A 22,337-nucleotide genomic window follows, 5' to 3' on the forward strand; every position below is an offset into this window, starting at 1 on the left:
AGTGGTGTCTCCTGGTCTTGACGTGGTTGGGCACTTGAGATGCCACGTGGGGTTGCGGTACTCGGGTGCCCGATGGACGCGTCAGCCGGAGGAGAGAGGGGTCCTGTGCGACTGTCGAGTACAGCTGACCATTGTGCCACACGCCGCCAGGTCAGCCGGCGGCGCCCACCGTCTCCGGGATCCGGAAGGGTTTGCCGCAGCCGCCGCACACGATGGGGGCCTGCGCGAGCACCGAGGGGACCACGCGCACGTTGCGCCCGCAGTCGCAGACGGCCTTGACGCGGACGCCGCCGCCGGAGGAGCCGTGCCGGGCGGCAGGTCCGCGGAAGGAGCGCTTGGTGTCGGCGGCCGTGGCGACGGTGTGGGCCTTGAGGGCGCGCTGGAGCCGCTCGATGGTGGGCCGGTAGCGCCGCTTCGCCTCGGGGTTGAGCGTGACCAGGGAGAAGCCGCTGCTGGCGTGCGGCTCCTCGGGATGGTCGAGGCCCATCTCCTCGGCGATCGCGAGGAATCTGCGGTTGTGGTAGCGGCCGGCGCGGGAGGTGTCGCGGACACCCCGGGCGGCGGCGATGCCGTGGACTGCCTCGTGGAGCAGTCGCTCGAAGGAGAGCTCGGCGCCGCAGGCGGACGAGGACTCTCCGATCAGGGACTCGGGCGCGGCGAGGTCCGGCAGCTCGGGGTGGTGCCGCTGAATGTCGGCCCACGCCTGCGCCAGCTCTGCGGCGAGGACAGGTGGTGTCGTGCTCACGTCGGGTACAACGAGCCGGATCGCTTCCGGGTTCCATTCCGGGGCAACTCAAATATTTTGCACGTACCCGTCAGTCGGTACCCAGGCGTCCGGAGCTGGTGCACAGCGGCGCATACGCCCCGGCGCGCGGGCAGGTCACGCGCGCCGGAGCGGTGTGGGACGGGACACTACCGGGCGGGTGCCCGAGTTCGGGTACCGCCCCCCTCCCCCGCCGGCGGGGGCTCGCGCGGTCCTGGCCCGAACTCGTCCCGAGTCGTCCGGTGCGAGCACTGGACGCCGGACGCGATGCGCAGTTCCCTGACTACGGGGGGCTGTCGTCCGGCACGGATTGGGGCCTGATCCATGACACCTACGCTCGTCCCGCACCACCCCGCGCGTGACTGGGCCGAGATCCAGGAACGGATGCTCGTCCCGCTCTACGAGGCGGTCTACGAACGTCTCGGCGTGGGTCCCGGCACGCGCCTGCTGGGCCTGGACTGCGGCACCGGCCTCGCCCTGCTGATGGCCGCGGCCCGGGGTGCCTCGGCCTCCGGGGCGGAGGGGGACCACGCGCGCGTGGAGCTGGCGAGGACCCGGCTTCCCGGCGCCGTGACGGTCACCTCGGACGTGCCGGGGGACGGCCCGTACGACGTGGTCACCGCCTTCCACGCGGCGGACCGCACCTCCTTCGGGCCGGCCGACCTCACCCGGGCGGCCCAACCGGGCACTGCGGTCGTGCTGGCGGGCTGGGGGCCGGCGGAGGGGTGCGCGACGGAGCCGCTGCTGCGGCTCGCGGACCGGCTGGCCGACCGGCGCCCCTCCCCCCGTACCGACCTGGGCGCCCTCGCCGTCCGGGCCGGGCTGAGGCCGGTCGGCGCGGGGCGCGTCGCCTGCCCCTTCGGCTACGCGGACGAGGCGAGCGCGGTACGCGGCCTGCTGTCCACGGGCGTCTTCGACGCGGCGGTAAGCGCCACCGACCCCTCCCAGGTGGAAAAGGAGATCGAGGAGGCAGTAACCCCGTACCGCCGCCCCGACAGCACGGTATGGATGCCAAGCGTCTTCCGGTACGTGGTCGCCCGCGTGCCGTAGGCCGGGCGGGGGTCAGGGGGGGGTGGGGCTCGGGCGGGCGGTCTCGGGGAGCGGGGCCCAGGCGGGCGCCGCCAGGCGAGGGCTCAGGCGGGCGCCTCCAGGTCGGGGCTCGGGCCGGTGCCTCCGGGCCGGGGCTCGGGCCGGTGCCTCCAAGGCGGGGCACAGGCCGGCGCCTCTGGGTTGCGGCTCAGGCGCACGTCTCCGGGTGGAGGCTCGCACCTCCGGGTCCCGGCCCAGGCCGGCACCTCCGAGCCGAGGCTCGGGCGGGCAACTCCGGGGCGGGGCCCAGGCCCGCGCCTCCAGGTCGGGGCCCGGGCGGCGCCTCCAAGACGGGGCCCAGGCGGACGTCTCCGGGCCGGGGGCCCAGGCCGGCTCGGGGTAGCGGCTCAGGCGGGCGTCTCCGGGCCAGGCCCGGACCGGCGTATCCGGGTCGCGGCCCAGGCGGGGTCTCCGGTCGCGGCTCAGGCCGACGTCTCCGAGTCGCGACTCAAGCCCGCGTTTCCGGTTTGGGGGCGACCCCCGGGTCGGGGGTGTTCGGGGATTGGCGGGTGATGCCTGCTGCGCGGTAGGCGGCGTCCTCTTCCAGGGTTTCGTTGGCTAGGAGGGCGGCGCTGAGGGCGTCCAGTTTGTCGCGGTGGTCGCGGAGGAGGCGTACGGCGTCCTCGTAGCACTCGTCGACGATGCGGCGCATCTCGGCGTCGACGGCGTCGAGGGTCGCGGGGGCGGCGGAGAGCCCGTACGCCTGCTGGGCGTCGCTGGGGATGGCGGTGAGGCGGCCGACGGTCTCGCTCATGCCCCAGCGGCCGACCATGCCGCGGGCGATGTTGGTGACCTGTTCGAGGTCGCTCTCGGCGCCGGTGGTGATGACGCCGAAGACGACCCGCTCGGCCGCCATGCCGCCGAGGGCGCCGATGATCCGGCCGCGCAGGTACTCCTCGGTGTAGGCGTACTTGTCGGCGTCGGGGGTGGAGAGGGTGACGCCGAGGGCGCGGCCGCGGGGCACGATGGTGATCTTGCGGACGGGGTCGGCGCCGGGCTGGAGCATGCCGAGGAGGGCGTGGCCGCTCTCGTGGTACGCGGTGCGGCGCCGTTCCTCCTCGGGCATGACGAGGGGGCGTTCGGCGCCGAGCTGGACCTTCTCCAGGGCGTCGGAGAGGTCGGACTGGGTGACGGCCCGCTGTTCGCGCTTGACGGCGAGGAGGGCGGCCTCGTTGGCGAGGTTGGCGAGTTCGGCGCCGGTCATGCCGGGGGTGGTGCGGGCGACCTGTTCCAGGTCGACGTCCTTGGCGAGCGGGATCTGCCGGGTGTGGATCTTGAGGATGGCCTCGCGGCCGCCCCGGTCGGGCGGGTTGACGTGGACGATCCGGTCGAAGCGGCCGGGGCGGGTGAGGGCGGGGTCGAGGACGTCGGCGCGGTTGGTGGCGGCGAGCACGATGACGCCCTCGGAGCCGGTGAAGCCGTCCATCTCGGTGAGGATCTGGTTGAGGGTCTGCTCGCGTTCGTCGTGGCCGCCCATGCCGGAGCCGCCGCCGCGGGCGCGCCCGATGGTGTCGATCTCGTCGATGAAGATGATCGCGGGGGCGACCTTGCGGGCCTCGGCGAAGAGCTCGCGGACGCGGGAGGCGCCGACGCCGACGATCATCTCGATGAACTCGGAGGCGGAGGCGGAGAAGAACGGCACTCCGGCCTCGCCGGCGACGGCGCGCGCGAGGAGCGTCTTGCCGGTGCCGGGCGGGCCGGCGAGGAGGACGCCGCGGGGCATCTTGGCGCCCATCTCGCGGTACGCCTGCGGGTTCTTCAGGAAGTCGACGACGTCGTTGAGTTCGCCCTCGACCTCGTCGATGCCGGCGACGTCGGCGAAGGTGGTCCGCTTGCCGCCCTCCACCTCGACGGGTTTCGGCGGCTGCTTGCGGCCGAGCATGCCGCCGGCCCCGCCCATGCCGGCGCTCATCCGGCGGGCGATGAAGACCCAGAGGACGACGAGGAGCAGCATCGGGGCGAGGGAGATGAGGAGGTTGGCGAGGAAGGACCGTTCCTGCACCACGGGCTCGGCGGTGACGGTGACCTTTTGTTTGGTGAGCTGCGCCCACAGGTCGTCGTCGGCGAAGGCGGGCCGCTGGGTCTGGAACTTGGTGTAGTCGCCCTTGCCGTCGGGCACGGGCTGTTTCTCCTTGAGCTGGCCCTGGATGGCGTCGCCCTTGGAGTAGATCTTGGTGACGTTGCCGGCGGCGACCTGCTTGTCGAACTCGGTGTACGAGATGGTCGGGCCGTCGCCCTCGTTGAAGAACGACAGGACGATGTTGGCGAGCAGGTAGACGACGAGGGCGGTGAGGATGAGGCTGCCCCAGCCCCCCGGCATCCGCTTCTTCGGCGACGGGGGCGGCGGGGCCCCTTCCGAGCGCCAGGGCTGGTCGGTCCGGTCGCGCGGGGGTACGGGGTTGGCCACTGGGCTCTCCTCGGGGCGGCAGTGGCCCCAGTATCGAAGAGCGGGACGAACGCGGCATTCCGGATGGGCCGGGTGGGCGAAAAGGGGCCCGGGGCGGTTTCGGTGAGACGAAACCGGCCCGGGCCCCTCGTGTCGGCGGGGGTCGGGTGTCAGCCCATGAACTTCTTGAACTCGTCCGGCAGCTCGAAGTCCTGCGGGCCCTGGCCGGCGCCCGGCAGACCGAAGGCGCCGCCCTGCTGGGCCTGCTCCCGCTTCTGCTGGGCGGCCTGCTCGTCGGCCTTCCGCTTCATCGGGTTGCCGCTCTTGCGCTTGCCCTTGGCCTGCTTGATCTGCTTCTTCTGGCGGCCGGGGCCGCCGCCCATGCCCGGGATGCCGGGCATGCCGGGCATGCCGCCGCCCTGGGCCATGCGGGACATCATCTTGCGGGCCTCGAAGAACCGCTCGACCAGGCCCTTGACGGCGCTGACCTCGACGCCGGAGCCCTTGGCGATACGGGCGCGGCGGGAGCCGTTGATGATGGTCGGGTCGTGGCGCTCGGCCGGGGTCATCGACTTGATGATGGCGGCGGTACGGTCGACGTCCCGCTCGTCGATGTTGGCGATCTGCTCCTTCATCTGGCCCATGCCGGGCAGCATGCCGAGGAGCTTGCTGATGGAGCCCATCTTGCGGACCTGCTCCATCTGGGCGAGGAAGTCGTCCAGGGTGAAGTCCTGGCCCTTCTTCGACGCGAGCTTCGAGGCCATCTTGGCGGCCTCTTCCTCGTCGAAGGTCTGCTGGGCCTTCTCGATGAGCGACAGCATGTCGCCCATGCCGAGGATGCGGGACGCCATGCGGTCCGGGTGGAACGCGTCGAACTCGTCCAGCTTCTCGCCGTTGGAGGCGAACATGATCTGCTTGCCGGTGACGTGCGCGATGGAGAGCGCGGCACCGCCTCGGGCGTCGCCGTCGAGCTTGGAGAGCACGACGCCGTCGAAGCCGACGCCGTCGCGGAATGCCTCGGCGGTGTTGACCGCGTCCTGACCGATCATGGCGTCGACGACGAAGAGGATCTCGTCGGGCGAGACGGCGTCGCGGATGTCCGCGGCCTGCTGCATCAGCTCCTGGTCGATGCCGAGGCGGCCGGCGGTGTCGACGACGACGACGTCGAAGACCTTGGAGCGCGCGTACTCGATCGAGTCCTTGGCGACCTGGACCGGGTCGCCGACGCCGTTGCCGGGCTGGGGGCCGTAGAAGGCGACGCCGGCGCGGTCGGCGACGACCGAGAGCTGGTTGACGGCGTTGGGGCGCTGGAGGTCGCAGGCGACGAGCAGCGGCGTGTGGCCCTGCCCCTTCAGCCAGAGGCCGAGCTTTCCGGCGAGGGTGGTCTTACCGGCACCCTGGAGACCGGCGAGCATGATCACGGTGGGCCCGGACTTGGCGAACCGCAGCCGACGGGTCTCGCCGCCGAGGATCGAGATCAGCTCGTCATTGACGATCTTGATGACCTGCTGGCTGGGGTTCAGCGCCTTGGAGACCTCGGCGCCGAGGGCCCGCTCCTTGACGTTCTTGATGAACGCGCGGACGACCGGCAGGGCGACGTCGGCCTCGAGGAGGGCGATACGGATTTCCCGGGCCGCGCTGTCGATGTCCTGCTCGGAGAGGCGGCCTTTGCCCCGGAGGGACTTGAAAGTCGCGCTGAGGCGGTCGGAAAGCGTATCGAACACGGTGGTCGCGATCCTCGGGTCGGGGCGGATGGTCGCCACCCAGGGTATCCGGCCCTGGGACGGAGCCGCCCTCGCCGGTCGAAGAAGACGGGCGAGGGCGGAATCCCTATGGGAGTGGGGAGCACGCTGCCCCGGACAGACAGCCATTGCCGCGGAGTGGGCCATCCCCGCCCCGGCGGGGAGCACGCCGTGCTCAACGACACACCCCACCCCCGGGTCACCCCTTCACCCCAGCGCCCGCTCCAGTGCCCTCGCCAGGTCGATGGCCTCCTCGTCCGGGAGGAGGGTGCCGTCGGGGCGGGTGATGTAGAGGGTGTCGACGGCGTTGGCGCCGAGGGTGGAGACGTGGGCGCTGCGGACGCGTACCGCCGCTCCCTCCAGGGCGCGGCCGATGCGGTGGAGCAGGCCTGGGGCGTCCTGGGCGCGGACCTCCAGGACGGTGGCGAGGCGGGAGTCGGCGGGGGCGACGGTGACGCGGGGCGGCGGGGCCTGGACGCCGCGGCGGCGCGGGTAGGCGGCCTCGCGCTCGGCGAGGCGGGCGGGGATGTCGAGGGAGCCGTCGAGGGCGCGCAGCAGGTCGGCGCGGAGCCGGTGGCCCTGGGGCAGGGAGCCGTACTCGGCGGCGACGCGCCAGTCGAGGACGAGGACGGAGCCGGGGCCCGAGTCCAGTTCGGCGGGGAGGTCCACGGCGCGGAGCTCGGCGGCGCGGACGGTGAGCCGGTGGAGGGCGAGGACGCCGGCGACGGCGGGCAGCACGCCGGGCTGGTCGGGCAGGGCGATGACGAGTTCGACGCCGACGGGTTCGGGTTCGTCGGGGTCGAGGGGCTGTTCGCCCTCGGTGTGGAGGGCGAGGACGGGTTCGCCGGTGCGCAGGGCCTCGATGGCGAGGCGTTCCTGTTCGGCGCTGGGCGCGGCGGCCTCGGGGTCGGGCAGGGGCTCACCTGCGAGGACGCCGGTGACGCGTTTGACGAGGTCGGCGACGAGGGAGGCGCGCCAGGCGGACCAGGCGGCGGGCCCGGTGGCGAGGGCGTCGGCCTCGGTGAGGGCGTGGAGGAGTTCGAGGGTGCCGACGGTGCCGACGGCGGTGGCGACGGACTGGACGGTGGCGGGGTCGTCGAGGTCGCGGCGGGTGGCGGTGTCGACGAGGAGGAGGTGGTGGCGGACGACGGTGGCGATGGTGGCGGTGTCGGTGCGGTCGAAGCCGATGCGGGCGGCGAGGTCGCGGGCGATGGTCTCGCCGGCGGCGGAGTGGTCGCCGGGCCAGCCCTTGCCGATGTCGTGGAGGAGGGCGGCGACGAGGAGGAGGTCGGGGCGGCCGACGCGGCGGGTGAGGGAGGCGGCGCGGACGGCGGTCTCGACGAGGTGGCGGTCGACGGTCCAGGTGTGGACGGGGTTGCGCTGGGGGCGGTGGCGGACGCGTTCCCAGTCGGGCAGGAGGCGGGTGACGATCCCCTCGGCCTCCAGTGCCTCCCAGACGGGCACGGCGTCGGCGCCGGCGCCGAGGAGGGTGACGAGGGCCTCGCGGGCCTCGGCGGGCCAGGGCACGGGCAGCGGCTTGGCGGTGGCGGCCAGGTGCCGTACGGCGTGCGGGGAGAGCGGCAGCCCGTGCTGGGCGGCCGCGGCGGCGGCGCGCAGCGGGAGGGCGACGTCGCGTTCCGGGCGCGCGGAGAGGGCGAGGACGGCCTCGCCGTCCATCTCGACGACGCCCTCGGCGAGCGGGGTGCGTTCCACGGCCTGTTTCCGGTCGCCGGCGCGGCCGCCGAGGAGGGTACGGAGCCGGGGGCGGGCGGAGCGGGCCTTGAGGACGCGGCCGACCTCACGCCAGGTGACGTCGGAGGCGTACGTGACGATGCCGGCGGCCTCGTACACCTCGCGGAGCAGGGTGTCGGCGTCGAGGAGGCCGAGTTCCTTGGCGACGGCGTCCTGTTCCTGGAGGGCGAGGCGGTCGGTGGCGCGGCCGGTGGCGAGGTGGAGGGCGTCGCGGGCGTCGAGGAGGCGGCGGCGGGCGGTGTCGAGGCCGTCGCGGGGGGCGTCGGCGAGCCAGGAGGCGGCGACGGCGCGCAGGGCCTGGGCGTCGCGGAGGCCGCCGCGGGCCTCCTTGAGGTCGGGTTCGAGGAGGAAGCGGAGTTCGCCGGCGCGTTCGGCGCGGTCGCGGCAGAGTTCGGCGAGTTCGGGGAGGCGGCGGACGGCCTGGTTGCGCCAGTCGGCGAGGACGGTGGAGCGCAGGGCGGCGGCGAGGGCGGTGTCGCCGGCGACCGGGCGGGCGTCGAGGAGGCCGAGCTGGACCTTGAGGTCCTCGGCGGCGGTGGCTCGGGCCTGGGCGGGGGTGCGGACCGAGTGGTCGAGGGCGAGCCCGAGGTCCCAGACGGGGTACCAGAGGCGGTCGGCGAGGGCGGCGACGGCCTCCTTGGGCGCGCTGCCGTCGTGGAGCAGGAGGAGGTCGAGGTCGCTGCGCGGGGACAGCTCGGCGCGCCCGTAGCCGCCGACGGCGACGAGCGCGGTGCCCGGGGGCGGCGAGGCGGCGGCGAAGAGGCCGGCCAGCCACCCGTCGGTGAGCCGGGCGAGACCCCCGCGCCGCTCCGGCCCCGCCCCCGCCTTCTCCCGAAGAAGCCGCACCCGCGCCGCCGCGTAGGACCCGCCGACCTGCCCCTCGGTCGCGCCCTGCGCTTCGGACGCGGCCTGCTCCCCAGTCGCGTCCCGCGGTACGGGCGCGGCCTGCTCCCCGGTCGCATCCCGCGCTTCCGTCGCGCCCCACGCTTCGGGCACGCCCCGCGCTTCCGTCGCGTCCCGCCGTTCGGGCACATCCCGCCATTCGGGCACATCCCGCCGTTCGGGCGCGTCCTGCGGTTCGTGGGTGGTCACCGGCGGCTCCTTCTCTGCGGACGGGGCTGCGGAAACGGCCCGGCGGACCGGTGGGTCCGTCGGGCCGTGCTGCTAGAGGGCGTCGGGCCCGCGCTCGCCGGTGCGGACGCGGACGGCGGTCTCGACCGGGACGCTCCACACCTTTCCGTCACCGATCTTGCCGGTGCGGGCGGCCTTCACGACGACGTCGATGAGCTGTTCGGCGTCGTCGTCCTCGACCAGGACCTCGATGCGGATCTTGGGGACGAGGTCGACGGTGTACTCGGCTCCGCGGTAGACCTCGGTGTGGCCGCGCTGGCGTCCGTATCCGCTGGCCTCGGTGACGGTGAGGCCGTGGACCCCGAAGGCCTGGAGGGCCTCCTTGATCTCGTCGAGCCGGTGCGGCTTCACGACCGCGGTGATGAGCTTCATGCGTCCACCTTCTTGTTCTCCGTGACTACCGGCGCGGCGACGGCGGTGCTGCGCCCGGAGGCGCCGCCGCCGGCTCCGCTGAAGTCGTAGGCGGTCTCGGCGTGCTCGACCTGGTCGATGCCGGAGACCTCGTCGTCCTCGGGGACCCTCATGCCCATGGTCTTGTCGATGATCAGGGCGAGGATCGCGGAGGCGATCAGAGAGTAGGCGAGGACGGCGAAGACGCCGACGGCCTGCTTGCCGAGCTGCTCCAGGCCGCCGCCGTAGAAGAGGCCCTTGGCGTCGGACTGGACGCCGCCGGTGGCGAAGAAGCCGACGAGGAGGGAGCCGATGACACCGCCGACGAGGTGGACGCCGATGACGTCGAGGGAGTCGTCGTAGCCGAACTTGTACTTGAGGCCGACGGCCATGGCGCAGACGAGACCGGCGATGGCGCCGATGGCGATGGCGCCGAGCGGGGAGCAGGAGCCGCCGGCGGGGGTGATGGCGACGAGGCCGGCGACGGCGCCGGAGGCGGCGCCGAGGGTCGTGAAGGCGCCGTGCCGGATCTTCTCGTAGAAGAGCCAGGCGAGCATGGCGGCGCCGGTGGCGACCTGCGTGTTGACGAACATCACGGCGCCGACGCCGTCGTCGTTGCCGAGCCAGGAACCGGCGTTGAAGCCGAACCAGCCGAACCAGAGGAGACCGGCGCCGAGCATGACGAGCGGGAGGCTGTGCGGGCGCATCGGGTCCTTCTTGAAGCCGACGCGCTTGCCGATGACGAGGATGACGCCGAGGGCCGCGGCGCCGGCGTTGATGTGGACCGCGGTGCCGCCGGCGAAGTCGATGACGCCCATCTCGAAGAGCCAGCCGCCGGAGCCCCAGACCCAGTGGGCGACGGGGAAGTAGACGACCGTGACCCACAGGGCGATGAAGAGGGCCCAGGCGGTGAACTTGACCCGGTCGGCGAGGGCGCCGCTGATGAGGGCCGGGGTGAGGATGGCGAACATGAGCTGGAAGACGGCGAAGACGTACACCGGGATGGTGTAGCCGTCCCAGAGTTCGGTGACGCCGATGCCGCTGAGGCCGAGGTAGTCGGAGGACCAGCCGACGATGCCGCCGGTGTCGGTGCCGAAGGCGACGCTGAAGCCGTAGAGCACCCACAGGATCGTGACGATCCCGAGGCTGATGAAGCTCATCATCAGCATGTTGAGGGTGGACTTGACGCGGACCATGCCTCCGTAGAAGAAGGCGAGGGCCGGGGTCATCAGCATGACCAGGGCGGTGCAGATGAGCATGAACCCGGTGTTGGCGGCGGACAGCTCGGGGGCGTCTGCTGCCAGGGTCGTGATGGCTGGTGCCATCGGCGTCTCCTCGTCGTCGGATGCGGCCTGTGCGGGGCGGGGCCGGCGGTGAGCGGCGGCCTGAGGGGTGGCCGGTTATGGGCCAGAGATTCGCGCAGCGCGGTTTCCGACGATGCCGCTCGATGTTTCGGGGCAGTGACGAAGGGCGGGGGTGTGTTACGTGACCGTGAACGCACGGGTCACGGGGAGGTAACGGGCGTACTCTCCCGGCCGGACCGGGTGGGCCGGGTGGGGCGCAAGGGGCCAGGACGCGGGCCGGCCGCGCCGGCGTCCGTGTGTCCTGTGCGGCGGGGGAGCCGAGTCGGGCAGTACGGGACGTCCGGCGCGGCCGGGGTCGTGGGGCTCGCGGGAGCCGGCGGGGCGGGTCAGACGGCCTCGGCGGACTCGGGCAGGAGCAGGGTGAGCCGGTCGGTGAGGTCGACCACCTCGGCGACGTCGCCGAAGTCGCGGGCGGCGGTGTCGACGGTCTTGCGAAGCCGGTTGTTGACCCGCTCGGAGCGGATGGAGCGGGCGACTCCGAGGGCCTTCTCGGCGAGGACCACGGACTGTTCGGGTTCGCGCTTGAGCAGGTGGACGGTGGCCATGCCGATGAGGTTGAGGGCGTACGACCGCTGGTGGTCGGTGTCCTTCCCGAAGAGTTCGACGGCCCGCTCCATGACGGGTTCGGCCATCGAGGCGTACGTCGGGGAGCGCCCGGCGACGTAGGCGAGGTCGCGGTAGGAGTGCGAGTTCTCGCCGTTGAGCTCGGCCTCGGTGAAGAAGCGGATCCAGTCGGGGTCGGGCCCGCCCTCGAAGGTGGCGTCGGCGAAGGTGTCCTCGGCCATCCGCACGGCCCGCTTGCACTTGGAGGGCTGGCCCATGTTGGCGTAGGCGCGGGCCTCCATCGCATACAGCATGGCCTGGGTGCGGGGGGTGGCGCAGTCGCGACTGCCGTACTGGGCCAGGTGGATGAGTTCGAGGGCGTCGTCGGGGCGGCCGAGGTGGATCATCTGCCGGCTCATGGAGGAGAGGATGTACGAGCCGAGCGGCTTGTCGCCCGCCTCCTTGGCGGCGTGCAGGGCGAGGACGAAGTACTTCTGGGCGGTGGGCTGGAGGCCCACGTCGTAGCTCATCCACCCGGCGAGTTCGGCCAGTTCGGCGGCGACGGTGAAGAGGCGCTTGGCGGTGGCGGCCGGCTGGTTCTCCTGGAGGAGGTCGGTGACCTCGTGGAGCTGGCCGACGACGGCCTTGCGGCGCAGTCCGCCGCCGCACTGGGCGTCCCACTTGCGGAACATGGCGGTGGTGGATTCGAGGAGGTCGAGCTCGATCTCGGAGAGCCTGCGGGGGCGGCGGGCGTCGGCCGCCGGGTCGGCGGGGGCGGGTTCGCCGGTGGGGGTGGGCACCAGCCAGCGCTGCATGGGCTCGATGAGGGAGGGGCCGGCGGCGAGCTGGAGGGAGGAGCCGAGGAAGCCGCGCCGGGCGAGCATCAGGTCGCTGCGGGAGAACTCGCTGAGCAGGGAGACGGTCTGCGGTCCGGCCCAGGGCAGGTCGACTCCGGAGACGGAGGGTGTCTGGTGCGCGGTGCGCAGTCCGAGGTCCTCGATGGCGACGACGGAGCCGAAGCGCTCGGAGAACAGTTCGGAGAGGATTCTCGGGATGGGTTCGCGGGGTTGTTCGCCGTCGAGCCAGCGGCGCACCCGGGAGGTGTCGGTGGAGATGTGGTGCGCGCCCATCTGGCGGGCCCTGCGGTTGACCTGGCGGGCGAGTTCGCCCTTGGACCAGCCGCTGCGCACGAACCACGAGCCGAGCCGCTCGTTGGGGCGCTTGCCGGCAGTCGTACCGTCTGTGCCGTTGCCGCCCACTGGAACGCCCCCATCCACCTGATTGCCTGTCGTGCGAACCCCTATCAGAATGCCGCGTCCCGCGGCTCCCCGCTCGGTGTTCCGACTCCTTCGAACGGGAAACCTGGTTGCCTCCGGCATACCCACCCGCGCACGCCCCTCCGGGCTTCGGGTACCGAAAGTAATCCTACGATCACCCCTGCGGTGAGGGCGTGACAAGAAACGCCACCATTCGCCACCCCTTCGAATGAACTCGCCGGGCGCTCCACACGATTCACTTGACATGCGACGAACCGGAGTCGGCGTACGGAAGCGCGAAGAGGCGCGCGCCACCGTGCGCACCACCCCGTTCGCGACCGTGCGCCACGCTGGGCGACGGATCGCGGACGAGACGTGACCGTACGTGACAGGTGGGTTCCGGGTCGTAACCACCGGCGCGTCCTACCCGTTGGAGGGGGCATGGGCTTCACGATCGGCGGCATCCGTGAGATGCGGTCCGGCTCACGGCGCCGCGCACGCACGACCGAGTGCACCGCGGTGGCCGAGTACACCGGACTGTGGGGCTGGGACGTCCAGCCCGGCGCGCGGGCCGTCTCCGGCCAGTGCTCCTGCGGCGACCGGGCCTGTACGGCCCCGGGCGCGCATCCCCTCTCCTTCGCGCCGCCGGTTCCGGCGGGCGCGGGGCTCGACGACGCGACGAAGGCGTGGTCGGAGTATCCCGGGGCGGCGCTGCTGCTGCCGGTGGGCCGCGCCTTCGACGTGATCGAGGTGGCGGAGGCGGCGGGCCGGCGGGCGCTGGTCCGGATGGAGCGGATGGGGCTGCCGCTGGGGCCGGTGTGCGCGACGCCGACCGGCCGGGCGCAGTTCTTCGTGGCGCCGGGCGCGGCGGCCGAGCTGCCGCGGCTGCTGTACCGGATGGGCTGGGACGACGCGGAGCTGGACCTGCACTGTCTGGGGCCGGGCGGCCACATCACCGCTCCCCCGTCGAACCTGGGCGGGCTGGGTCCGGTGCGCTGGCTGCGACCGCCGACGCTGGACACGGCGGGGGCGCCGCCGCAGGCCCGGCTGCTGCTCGGCACGCTGGCGTACATGTGCCATCGGACGCACGCCTAGTCCGCCCGGTCGTACGGCGCGGGCCCCCGCTCCTGTGACGGAGCGGGGGCCCTTTCGCGTGGCCGTCGCGGGGTCGGTCGCTGGGTCAGTCGCCGATGAGGGCGTCGACGAAGGCGGCGGGCTCGAAGGGGGCCAGGTCGTCCGGGCCCTCGCCGAGGCCGACGAGCTTGACGGGGACGCCGAGCTCGCGCTGGACGGCGACGACGATGCCGCCCTTGGCGGTGCCGTCGAGCTTGGTCAGGACGATGCCGGTGATGTCGACGACCTCGGCGAAGACGCGGGCCTGGATGAGGCCGTTCTGGCCGGTGGTCGCGTCGAGGACGAGGAGGATCTCGTCGAGCGGGCCGTGCTTCTCGACGACGCGCTTGACCTTGCCGAGCTCGTCCATGAGGCCGGTCTTGGTGTGGAGGCGGCCGGCGGTGTCGACGAGGACGACGTCGGCCTTCTCGGCGATGCCCTCCTTGACGGCGTCGTACGCGATCGAGGCGGGGTCGCCGCCCTCGGGGCCGCGGACGGTGCGGGCGCCGACGCGGTCGCCCCAGGTCTGGAGCTGGTCGGCGGCGGCGGCGCGGAAGGTGTCGGCGGCGCCGAGGACGACGGACTTGCCGTCGGCGACCAGGACGCGGGCGAGCTTGCCGGTGGTGGTGGTCTTGCCGGTGCCGTTGACGCCGACGACCATGACGACGCCGGGGACGTCCTGGGGGCTCTCGGTGTGGACGGTGCGGTCGAAGTCGCCGAGGAGGGCGATGAGCTCCTCGCGGAGCAGGGCGCGCAGTTCCTCGGGGGTGCGGGTGCCGAGCACCTTGACGCGCTCGCGGAGCCGCTCGACCAGTTCCTGGGTGGGGGCGACGCCGACGTCGGCGGTGAGGAGGGTCTCCTCGATCTCCTCCCAGGTGTCCTCGTCGAGGTGCTCGCGGGAGAGCAGGGTCAGCAGGCCCTTGCCCAGCGAGTTCTGGGAGCGGGCGAGACGGGCCCGGAGGCGGACGAGGCGTCCGGCGGTGGGCTCGGGGACCTCGATCTCGGGCGCCGGGGGCGCCTCGGCGACGACCGGGTCCTCGATGGCGGCGGGGGTCTCGACCGCCTCCTCGGCGGTCGGGAGGCCGACCTCCTCGACGGTGCGGCGTGGTTCTTCCCGCGGTGTCTCCGCCTCGTCGCCGACGTGCGGCTCGGCGGGCGGAGCGGTGATGGTCGGCGTGGTGGACGGCGGTTCGGCCGGCGGCAGCTGCTTCTTCTTGCGACCGCTGATCACGAGCCCGCTGGTCACGGCGACCGCGACGACCAGAGCGATGACTACAGCAAGGATGAGTTCCATAACGTCATCCAGTATCGGCCACGACCCGCCCGGTGACGCAGTACGTACGCAGCGTGGGTCGCGGTTCCCGGGCCACCCGGCCGTTCTCATCTGACGACACGTCAGCTATGGTCGCCCCTCGCCGGCAGCCCACCCGCGGAGGGGACCCGATGGCCTTCAGCGTCGTACGTTTCAACCTGGTCGACCCGCGCGCCACCCCCGAGTCGCTGGCGGAGCGGTACCGCGCCGCCCTGGAGATGGCGGCCTACGCCGACGAGCACGGGGTGGACACCGTCCAGACCGAGGAGCACCACGGGGTGGAGAACAACTGGCTCCCCTCCCCCTTCGTCTTCGCGGGCGCGGTCTTCGGCGCCACCCGCCGGATCGCGGTCACGGTCTCCGCGATCATCGGCCCGCTGCACGATCCGCTGCGGCTGGCGGAGGAGATCGCGGTGCTCGACCTGCTGAGCCGGGGCCGGCTGGTGACGGTGGCGGGGATCGGCTACCGCCCGGAGGAGTACGAGGAGCGCGGGGTCGACTGGGGGCGGCGCGGGAGGCTCCAGGACGAACTCCTGGAGACCCTGCTCGCCGCCTGGACCGGCGAGCCGTTCACGTACTGGGGCCGTACGGTACGGGTCACCCCGCGGCCCTTCACCCGGCCGCGTCCGCTGCTGCTGGTCGGGGGCTCGTCGAAGGCCGCGGCGCGGCGGGCGGCCCGGCTGGGGCTGCCGTTCTTCCCGTCGGCGCACCTGCCGGAGCTGGAGGCGTACTACCGGGAGAGGTGCGCGGAGTACGGCACCGAGGGCTGGACGATGATGCCGGGGCGGGAGACTCCGCTGCTGCACGTGGCGGAGGATCCGGACCGGACGTGGGCGGAGTACGGGGAGCACTTCCTGCACGAGGCGCGGATGTACGCCTCCTGGCAGTCGAAGGACATCCGCTCGGCGGTGCGGTCGGCGGCGACGAGCGTGGCGGAGCTGCGGGCGGAGGGGGTGTACCGGGTGGTGACGCCGGAGGAGTGCGCGGGGCTCGGTCTGGAGAGCCTGGTGCTGCATCCGCTGTGCGGCGGGATGCCGGTGGAGGAGGGGTGGCGGAGCGTGCGGCTGTTCTGCGACGAGGTGCTGCCCCGGCTCGGGGCGTGAGCCTCGGGCCGGGGCAGCGTTCGTGAGGAGAGGGGCAGCGGGGAGTTAGCCCATCTCCTCCAACGCCTTGCCCTTGGTCTCCTTGACGTACTTGAGCACGAAGGGGATCGAGAGCACGGCGAAGACCGTGTAGATGACGTAGGTGCCGGAGAGGTTCCAGTCCGACAGGGACGGGAAGCTGGCGGTGATGGCCCAGTTGGCGATCCACTGGGCGGAGGCGGCGACGCCGAGGGCGGCGGCGCGGATCCGGTTGGGGAACATCTCGCCGAGGAAGACCCAGACGACCACGCCCCAGGAGAGGGCGAAGAAGAGCACGAAGACGTGGGCGGCGACGAGGGCGACGACGCCCTGGGTCTCGGGGAGCTTGCCGTCGACGAGGTCGGCGGAGAAGGCCCATGCCTCGAAGGCGAGGGCGATCGCCATGCCGACGGAACCGACGAGGGCGAGCGGCTTGCGGCCGACGCGGTCGACCAGGACCATCGCGATCACGGTGCCGATGATGTTGATGATCGATGTGGTGAACGAGTAGAAGAACGAGCTCGACGGGTCGATGCCGACGGACTGCCAGAGCGTCGAGGAGTAGTAGAAGGCGACGTTGATGCCGACGAGCTGCTGGAAGACGGAGAGCCCGATGCCGACCCAGACGATGGGCAGGAGGCGGAAGCGGCCGCCGGCGACGAGCAGGTCCTTGAAGGTGGACTTGTGCTCGCTGCGCATGGCGTTCTCGATCTCGGCGACCCGGTGGTCGAGGTCGACGCCCTTGCCCTCGACCTCGGCGAGCACCTCCTTGGCGCGCTCGGTCCTGCCCACGGAGATGAGGAAGCGGGGGGACTCGGGGATGGCGAAGGAGAGCAGTCCGTAGAGGAGGGCGGGGACGACCATCACGCCGAGCATCCACTGCCATGCCTCCAGGCCGCCGATCTCGCCGCGCTGGTCGCCGTCGGCGATCTGGAGGATGCCGTAGTTGACGAGCTGGGAGATGGCGATGCCGATGACGATGGCCGCCTGCTGGAAGGAGCCGAGGCGGCCGCGGTAGGCGGCAGGGGCGACCTCGGCGATGTAGGCGGGGCCGATGACGGAGGCCATGCCGATGGCGAAGCCGCCGACGATCCGCCAGAAGGCCAGGTCCCAGAGGGCGAAGGGCAGGGCGGAGCCGATGGCGCTGATGGTGAAGAGGGTCGCGGAGATCTGCATGCAGCGGATGCGGCCGATGCGGTCGGCGATCCGGCCGGCGGTCGCGGCGCCGATGGCGCAGCCGATCAGGGCGATGGCGATGACCTGGGCGAGGGTCGCGGAGCCGATGTCGTAGCGGTCGCGGATGGCCTCGACGGCGCCGTTGATGACGGAGCTGTCGTAGCCGAAGAGGAATCCGCCCATGGCGGCGGAGGCGGTGATGAAGATGACGTGGCCGAGGTGGTCCGGGTGCGCCGCCCTGCCTTCGGAAGGCGGCGGCGTGGGGGCCTGTGCGGTGTCGGTCACATGGACTCCTCGGTGGGGGGAACAACCCTTCCAATGGCTTCCAGTGGCGCACACCTTCACGCCGCCCACCACGTGAAGGTAAAAGCAACGTTGCAGAGACTATGCGTTCAAGTTTTGAAGTCAAGAGGCGATGTCATATGACTTTTAATCAGTCTGAAACCCGTTGATGTTCACAGCTTGAAGAAGTGATGGCGTCAGCGCGGCTCAGCGGAGCCGCTGGCTGATCACCTTCGAGACACCGTCGCCCTGCATCGACACCCCGTACAGCGCGTCCGCGACCTCCATCGTCCGCTTCTGGTGGGTGATCACGATGAGCTGCGAGGACTCCTGGAGCTCCCGCATGATCCGGATCAGGCGCTGGAGGTTGGTGTCGTCGAGCGCCGCCTCGACCTCGTCCATGACGTAGAAGGGGCTCGGCCGGGCCTTGAAGATCGAGACCAGGAGCGCCACGGCGGTCAGCGAGCGCTCGCCGCCGGAGAGCAGCGAGAGCCGCTTGACCTTCTTGCCCGGCGGCCGGGCCTCCACCTCGACGCCGGTGGTGAGCATGTTGTCGGGGTCGGTGAGCACCAGCCGGCCCTCGCCGCCAGGGAAGAGCCGGGAGAAGACTCCCTCGAACTCGCGGGCGGTGTCCCGGTACGCCTCCGTGAAGACCTGCTCGACCCGCTGGTCGACCTCCTTCACGACCTGAAGCAGATCGGCGCGGGTCTTCTTCAGGTCCTCCAGCTGCTCGGAGAGGAAGCGGTGCCGGTCCTCCAGGGCGGCGAACTCCTCCAGGGCCAGCGGGTTGACCTTGCCGAGCTGCTGGAAGGCACGCTCGGCCGCTTTCAGCCGCTTCTCCTGCTCCGAACGGATGAACGGGCGGGGCTGGTTGCGGGGGTCGTCCGGGTCCTCGGGCAGCGTCTCGCCCTCGGCGGGCGGCGACGGCGGCACGGGCTGGTCGGGGCCGTACTCGGCGGTGAGCGCGCCCGTCTCGACCCCGAACTCCTCCAGGGCCTTGGCCTCCAGCTGCTCGATCCGCAGCCGCTTCTCGGCGCCCAGGACCTCGCCGCGGTGGACGGAGTCGGTGAGCTTGTCGAGCTCGGCCTTGAGGTCGCGGCCCCGGGCGCGGGCGGCGCCGAGGCCCTGCTCGCGGTCGGCGCGGGCGGCGGCCGCCGCGGCGCGCTCGCGCTCGGCCCGCTCCAGCGAGACCTCGATGTGGGCGAGGAGGGTACGGGCTCCGGCGGCGACCGCGCTCGCGACCCGGGCCTCGTGGCGGAGCCGGGCCCGGCGCTGCTCGGCACGCGCGCGTGCGTCCCGTTCGGCGCGGGCGGCCCGGTCGAGGGAGTCGGCCCGGCCGGCCAGGCCCTTGACCCGCTCCTCGTGGGTGCGAACCTGGAGGCGGGCCTCCATCTCGGTCTGGCGGGCGTTGGAGCCGTCGATGGCGAGCCGGTCGCGGACGGAGGTATCGGGCTCCTCCTCGGCCGGGGCCTCCTCGGCGACGAGCAGCCGCTCGGCCAGCTCCTCGGCCTCGGCACGCGCGCGTTCCAGGGCCTCCTGGGCGCGGGCGACGGCGGCGGCGGTCCGTTCGGCCTCGCCCGCCGCTCCCCTGGCCTGGCCGGCCAGCCGTCCGAGGGCCTGGGCGACGGACGCCTTCTCCTTCTCGGCGGTACGCCTCAGGGCGTCGAGCTCCTCGACGCGCGCGGCGGCGGCCCGGCGGCGCTCGCCGGTCTCCTCCTTGGCCAGCGCCGACCGCTCGCACCGGACGGCCAGTTCGGCCAGCTCGGCGGCGGCCTCGTCGACCTGCGCCTGCACTTCGAGGAGGCTGGGCGCACCGGCGGAGCCGCCCTGCGCGTGATGCGCGCCGAGCAGATCGCCCTCGGCGGTGACGGCGACGAGTCCGGGCCGGGTCCGCACCAGCTCCAGCGCCTCGTCGAGCCCCCCGACCACGACGACCCCGTCGAGCAGCCGCCGTACCGCCCCGACGAGCCCGTCGGGCCCCCGGACCAGCCCGGCGGCGAGCACGGCGCCCGCGGGGAGGGCCGGTTCGGTGGGGTGGGGCTCCGGGGCGGGGGCCTCCGTCGTGAGGATCAGGGTGGCCCGGCCCGCGTCCTGTTTGCGGAGGAGGCGGAGGGCTTCCACGGCGGCGGCGGGTCCGTCGGCGGCCAGGGCGTCGGCGGCGGCGCCGAGCGCGGCGGCGACGGGGACCTCGTACCCGGGGGTGACGGTGAGGAGTTCGGCGGCCGGGCCGAGGATCCCGGCGAGTCCGGCGGTGAGCAGGGCGCCGGTGCCGTCCTTGCGGCGGAGCCCGAGCGCGAGGGTGTCGTGCCGGGCGCGGGTGGCGGCGCGGCGGCTCTCGGCGGTGGCGGCCTCCTCGCGGGCGGCGCCCAGCGCGGTCTCCGCGTCGGCGAGGGCGCGGCGGGCCTCCTCGTACCGCTCGCCGTGCGCGGTGTCGGCGGCGTCGAGGTCGTCGACCTCCGCCTTGAGCTGCTCGTACTCCTCCTGTGCGGCGACGGCCCGGTCGGCGGCGTCGTCGCGGGCGTCGGTGAGCCGGTCGATCTCGGCCTGGGCGGAGGCGGCGCGCGAGCGGGCGGCGTTGACCTGGCCGTGCAGCCGGGCGAGGCCCTCTCGGCGGTCGGCGAGGGCGCGGGCGGCGTCCTTGAGGCGCCGCTCCTCGGCGGCGAGGGCCCGTTCCAGTTCGGCCCGGTGGTCGACGGTGTCCTCCAGGGCCCGTTCGGCGGCCTCCAGGGCGGCCTCCAGCTCGGCCTCCTGTTCGCGGACGCGGGCGGCCTCGCGCTCCAGGTCCTCGGGGTCGCGGCCGCGCCGCTCCTCGGCGGGGGCGTCGGTGGCGCTCTTCACGCGCGCGTCGGCGAGGGAGACGGTGCCGCGGACGCGTTCGGCGAGCTGGGAGAGGGCGTACCAGCTCTGCTGGGCGCGCTCCAGGCGCGGGGCGAGGGCGCGGACCTCGGCCTCCAGCGCGGCCTCGCGGGCGAGCGCGGCGCGCAGCTCCTCCTCGGTGGCCTCCTTGCGGGCGAGGAGGGCGGCCTCGTCGGCGAGTTCGGCGTGCAGGGCGCGCTGGTGGCGGACGAGGTCGTCGGCGAGGAGGCGGAGGCGGGCGTCGCGCAGGTCGGCCTGGATGACGACGGCGCGGCGGGCGACGGCGGCCTGCCGGCCGAGCGGTTTGAGCTGGCGGCGCAGTTCGTCGGTGAGGTCCTGCACGCGCGCGAGGTTGGCCTGCATCGCGTCGAGCTTCCGCAGCGCCTTCTCCTTGCGCTTGCGGTGCTTGAGGACGCCCGCGGCCTCCTCGATGAAGGCGCGGCGGCCCATCGGGTCGGCGTGCAGGACGGAGTCGAGCTGTCCCTGGCCGACGATGACGTGCATCTCGCGGCCGATGCCGGAGTCGGAGAGGAGGTCCTGGATGTCGAGGAGCCGGCAGGTGTCGCCGTTGATCTGGTACTCGCTGCTGCCGCCCCGGAACATGATCCGGGTGATCGTCACCTCGGCGTAGTCGATGGGCAGGGCGCCGTCGGAGTTGTCGATGGTGAGCGAGACCTCGGCGCGGCCGAGCGGGGGCCGCCCGGTGGTGCCGGCGAAGATGACGTCCTCCATCTTGCCGCCGCGCAGCGACTTGGCGCCCTGTTCGCCCATGACCCAGGAGAGCGCGTCGACGACGTTGGACTTCCCGGAGCCGTTGGGGCCGACGACGCAGGTGATTCCGGGTTCGAACCTCAGCGTGGTGGCGGAGGCGAACGACTTGAATCCGCGGAGCGTCAGGGCCTTGAGGTGCACCCCCGGGACTCTACCCGGGGTGTCGCGTTTCGCCCGTGATCGCGCAGGGCAGACCTCGGGTGAGGAAGGGGTGTGACGAGGGGGAGACGCGGGGGGCAAGAAAAGAAGGGACGCCGAAGCGCCCCTTGCCTATTCAGCTGTTCCCACCTGAGCCCTTCGGGGCTGGGTGTCAGGTGAGCGCAGGCTCCGCCTGGGGTACGTCGAGGTCGATGCGGTCGAGCAGCGACTCGCCCTGGTGAGCGGCGGCAGCGGCGAGCGCGTCGTTCTCGGTCTGGATCCGTACGAGCTCGGATTCCAGATCCTGGACGCGCTGCTGGAGCCGTCGCATCTCGGCGAGGAGTCGCGGGTCGGAGCCGCCGACGTAACCGAGAAGCGCCTTTGCCATGATGAGTGGTCCTCCACACTGAGTGACCGACCGATTGCGGTGTGGGTCGTGAGGGATGGATTCGCACCCGCGGTGCTCGGCAGTACCTGAGTCGTGCCGGTGTTCTACTGCCACACAGCTAAGGTGCGCGGGGCTTCCAGAGTCTCACCAAAAAGTTTGACGGTCAACACGATCACGCCCCGATCGGCGTGGCACACGGGGAGTTCGCGGCCGCTTCGTACGCGGCGGCGCCTCTCGACCCGTTGCCCCGGGGCGTTGACGATCATCCTTACCCGGGAAGCCTTGCACGAGTGTCGAATCTTGGCAACCACCAGGCTCTTCTCCTGTTCACCCGCCCGAAACCCGGCCCGGACCGGCCCTCCTCCCGGTGCCTGTGGAGGGCGTCCGGAGGGAGGGCCGGCGGAGGGCTCGGGGGGCGGGGTCAGCGGATCGCGAAGCCGTCGTAGCCGCCGCGGATCGTGCCCCATATCTCGGTGACACCGTCCACGCGGCCGGGCGTGTCCCCGGTCCGCAGCCAGTCGAGAAGGCGGTGGCAATTGTCACTCGGGCCCTCGGCCACCACCTGGACCCGGCCGTCGTCGAGGTTCAGGGCGAAGCCGGTGAGCTCGCCGATCTCCAGAGCGTTTGCCCTGGTGAACCAGCGGAAGCCCACTCCCTGTACCCGTCCGCGCACCCAGGCGGTCATCCGTACGTCGTCACTCATGGCTGCACGCTAGCGGGCGGATTGCCCGAACAGCACGTCGCGGCGGCTTGCCATGGCGTAC

Annotated in this window: 15 protein-coding genes; 3 read left to right on the forward strand and 12 right to left on the reverse strand. The window is 72.7% G+C overall.

Features of this window, described 5'->3' with window-relative positions:
• Positions 1-151 precede the first annotated feature (151 nt).
• The gene (locus ACFXMG_RS25025) at positions 152-745 is read right to left on the reverse strand and encodes a hypothetical protein (protein ID WP_031013958.1); all 594 of its coding nucleotides are present in this window, start codon (positions 743-745) and stop codon (positions 152-154) included.
• Between the two features lie 342 nt (positions 746-1,087).
• Between ACFXMG_RS25025 and ACFXMG_RS25030 the strand changes: the two genes are divergently transcribed.
• Positions 1,088-1,813: a methyltransferase type 11 gene (locus ACFXMG_RS25030; RefSeq protein ID WP_383822871.1), complete on the forward strand. Its 726-nt coding sequence runs from the start codon at positions 1,088-1,090 to the stop codon at positions 1,811-1,813.
• A 487-nt stretch (positions 1,814-2,300) separates the two neighbouring features.
• On the opposite strand, the gene ftsH is transcribed toward ACFXMG_RS25030, so the two are convergent.
• The 6 genes from ftsH to ACFXMG_RS25060 all read right to left on the reverse strand — a co-directional run bounded on the left by ftsH (position 2,301) and on the right by ACFXMG_RS25060 (position 12,419).
• The gene (gene ftsH / locus ACFXMG_RS25035; protein ID WP_383822868.1) at positions 2,301-4,259 is read right to left on the reverse strand and encodes an ATP-dependent zinc metalloprotease FtsH; all 1,959 of its coding nucleotides are present in this window, start codon (positions 4,257-4,259) and stop codon (positions 2,301-2,303) included.
• Positions 4,260-4,408: 149 nt separating this feature from the next.
• The gene (gene ffh, locus ACFXMG_RS25040) at positions 4,409-5,962 is read right to left on the reverse strand and encodes a signal recognition particle protein (protein ID WP_383822865.1); all 1,554 of its coding nucleotides are present in this window, start codon (positions 5,960-5,962) and stop codon (positions 4,409-4,411) included.
• Between the two features lie 225 nt (positions 5,963-6,187).
• Positions 6,188-8,824 (reverse strand): [protein-PII] uridylyltransferase, encoded by a 2,637-nt coding sequence (locus tag ACFXMG_RS25045; protein WP_383822863.1) that lies wholly within the window; start codon positions 8,822-8,824, stop codon positions 6,188-6,190.
• A 72-nt stretch (positions 8,825-8,896) separates the two neighbouring features.
• Positions 8,897-9,235, reverse strand: a complete 339-nt coding sequence (locus ACFXMG_RS25050) for a P-II family nitrogen regulator (RefSeq protein WP_004924863.1) — start codon at positions 9,233-9,235, stop codon at positions 8,897-8,899.
• Positions 9,232-10,578, reverse strand: a complete 1,347-nt coding sequence (locus tag ACFXMG_RS25055) for an ammonium transporter (RefSeq protein WP_383822859.1) — start codon at positions 10,576-10,578, stop codon at positions 9,232-9,234. Before ACFXMG_RS25055 ends, ACFXMG_RS25050 begins: the two co-directional genes overlap by 4 nt.
• A gap of 365 nt (positions 10,579-10,943) precedes the next feature.
• Positions 10,944-12,419 carry a hypothetical protein gene (locus ACFXMG_RS25060; RefSeq protein ID WP_383822857.1) on the reverse strand — a complete coding sequence of 492 codons (1,476 nt, stop codon included), beginning with the start codon at positions 12,417-12,419 and terminating at the stop codon, positions 10,944-10,946.
• A 438-nt stretch (positions 12,420-12,857) separates the two neighbouring features.
• On the opposite strand from ACFXMG_RS25060, the gene ACFXMG_RS25065 reads away from it, so the two are divergent.
• Entirely contained in the window at positions 12,858-13,511 is a 654-nt protein-coding gene (locus tag ACFXMG_RS25065) for a bifunctional DNA primase/polymerase (protein ID WP_383822854.1), read from the forward strand.
• Positions 13,512-13,596: 85 nt separating this feature from the next.
• Here ACFXMG_RS25065 and ftsY read toward each other — a convergent pair whose 3' ends face one another.
• A complete protein-coding gene (gene ftsY, locus ACFXMG_RS25070) occupies positions 13,597-14,823 on the reverse strand; it encodes a signal recognition particle-docking protein FtsY (RefSeq protein WP_383822850.1) in 1,227 nt (408 codons plus the stop codon).
• A gap of 149 nt (positions 14,824-14,972) precedes the next feature.
• Here ftsY and ACFXMG_RS25075 point away from each other — a divergent pair, with 149 nt between their 5' ends.
• Positions 14,973-15,944 carry an LLM class flavin-dependent oxidoreductase gene (locus ACFXMG_RS25075; protein WP_383822847.1) on the forward strand — a complete coding sequence of 324 codons (972 nt, stop codon included), beginning with the start codon at positions 14,973-14,975 and terminating at the stop codon, positions 15,942-15,944.
• A gap of 45 nt (positions 15,945-15,989) precedes the next feature.
• Here ACFXMG_RS25075 and ACFXMG_RS25080 read toward each other — a convergent pair whose 3' ends face one another.
• From ACFXMG_RS25080 to ACFXMG_RS25095, 4 genes are all read right to left on the reverse strand, one after another.
• Positions 15,990-17,423, reverse strand: a complete 1,434-nt coding sequence (locus ACFXMG_RS25080; RefSeq protein WP_383822844.1) for a sugar porter family MFS transporter — start codon at positions 17,421-17,423, stop codon at positions 15,990-15,992.
• A 204-nt stretch (positions 17,424-17,627) separates the two neighbouring features.
• A complete protein-coding gene (gene smc, locus ACFXMG_RS25085) occupies positions 17,628-21,188 on the reverse strand; it encodes a chromosome segregation protein SMC (RefSeq protein ID WP_383822841.1) in 3,561 nt (1,186 codons plus the stop codon).
• Positions 21,189-21,357: 169 nt separating this feature from the next.
• Complete coding sequence (locus ACFXMG_RS25090; RefSeq protein ID WP_043229353.1) at positions 21,358-21,573, reverse strand: hypothetical protein; 216 nt, start codon at positions 21,571-21,573, stop codon at positions 21,358-21,360.
• A 421-nt stretch (positions 21,574-21,994) separates the two neighbouring features.
• Positions 21,995-22,276 (reverse strand): acylphosphatase, encoded by a 282-nt coding sequence (locus ACFXMG_RS25095; protein WP_383822836.1) that lies wholly within the window; start codon positions 22,274-22,276, stop codon positions 21,995-21,997.
• Positions 22,277-22,337: the final 61 nt, after the last annotated feature.

The organism is Streptomyces sp. NPDC059201, from assembly GCF_042754585.1.
Lineage (GTDB): Bacteria > Actinomycetota > Actinomycetes > Streptomycetales > Streptomycetaceae > Streptomyces.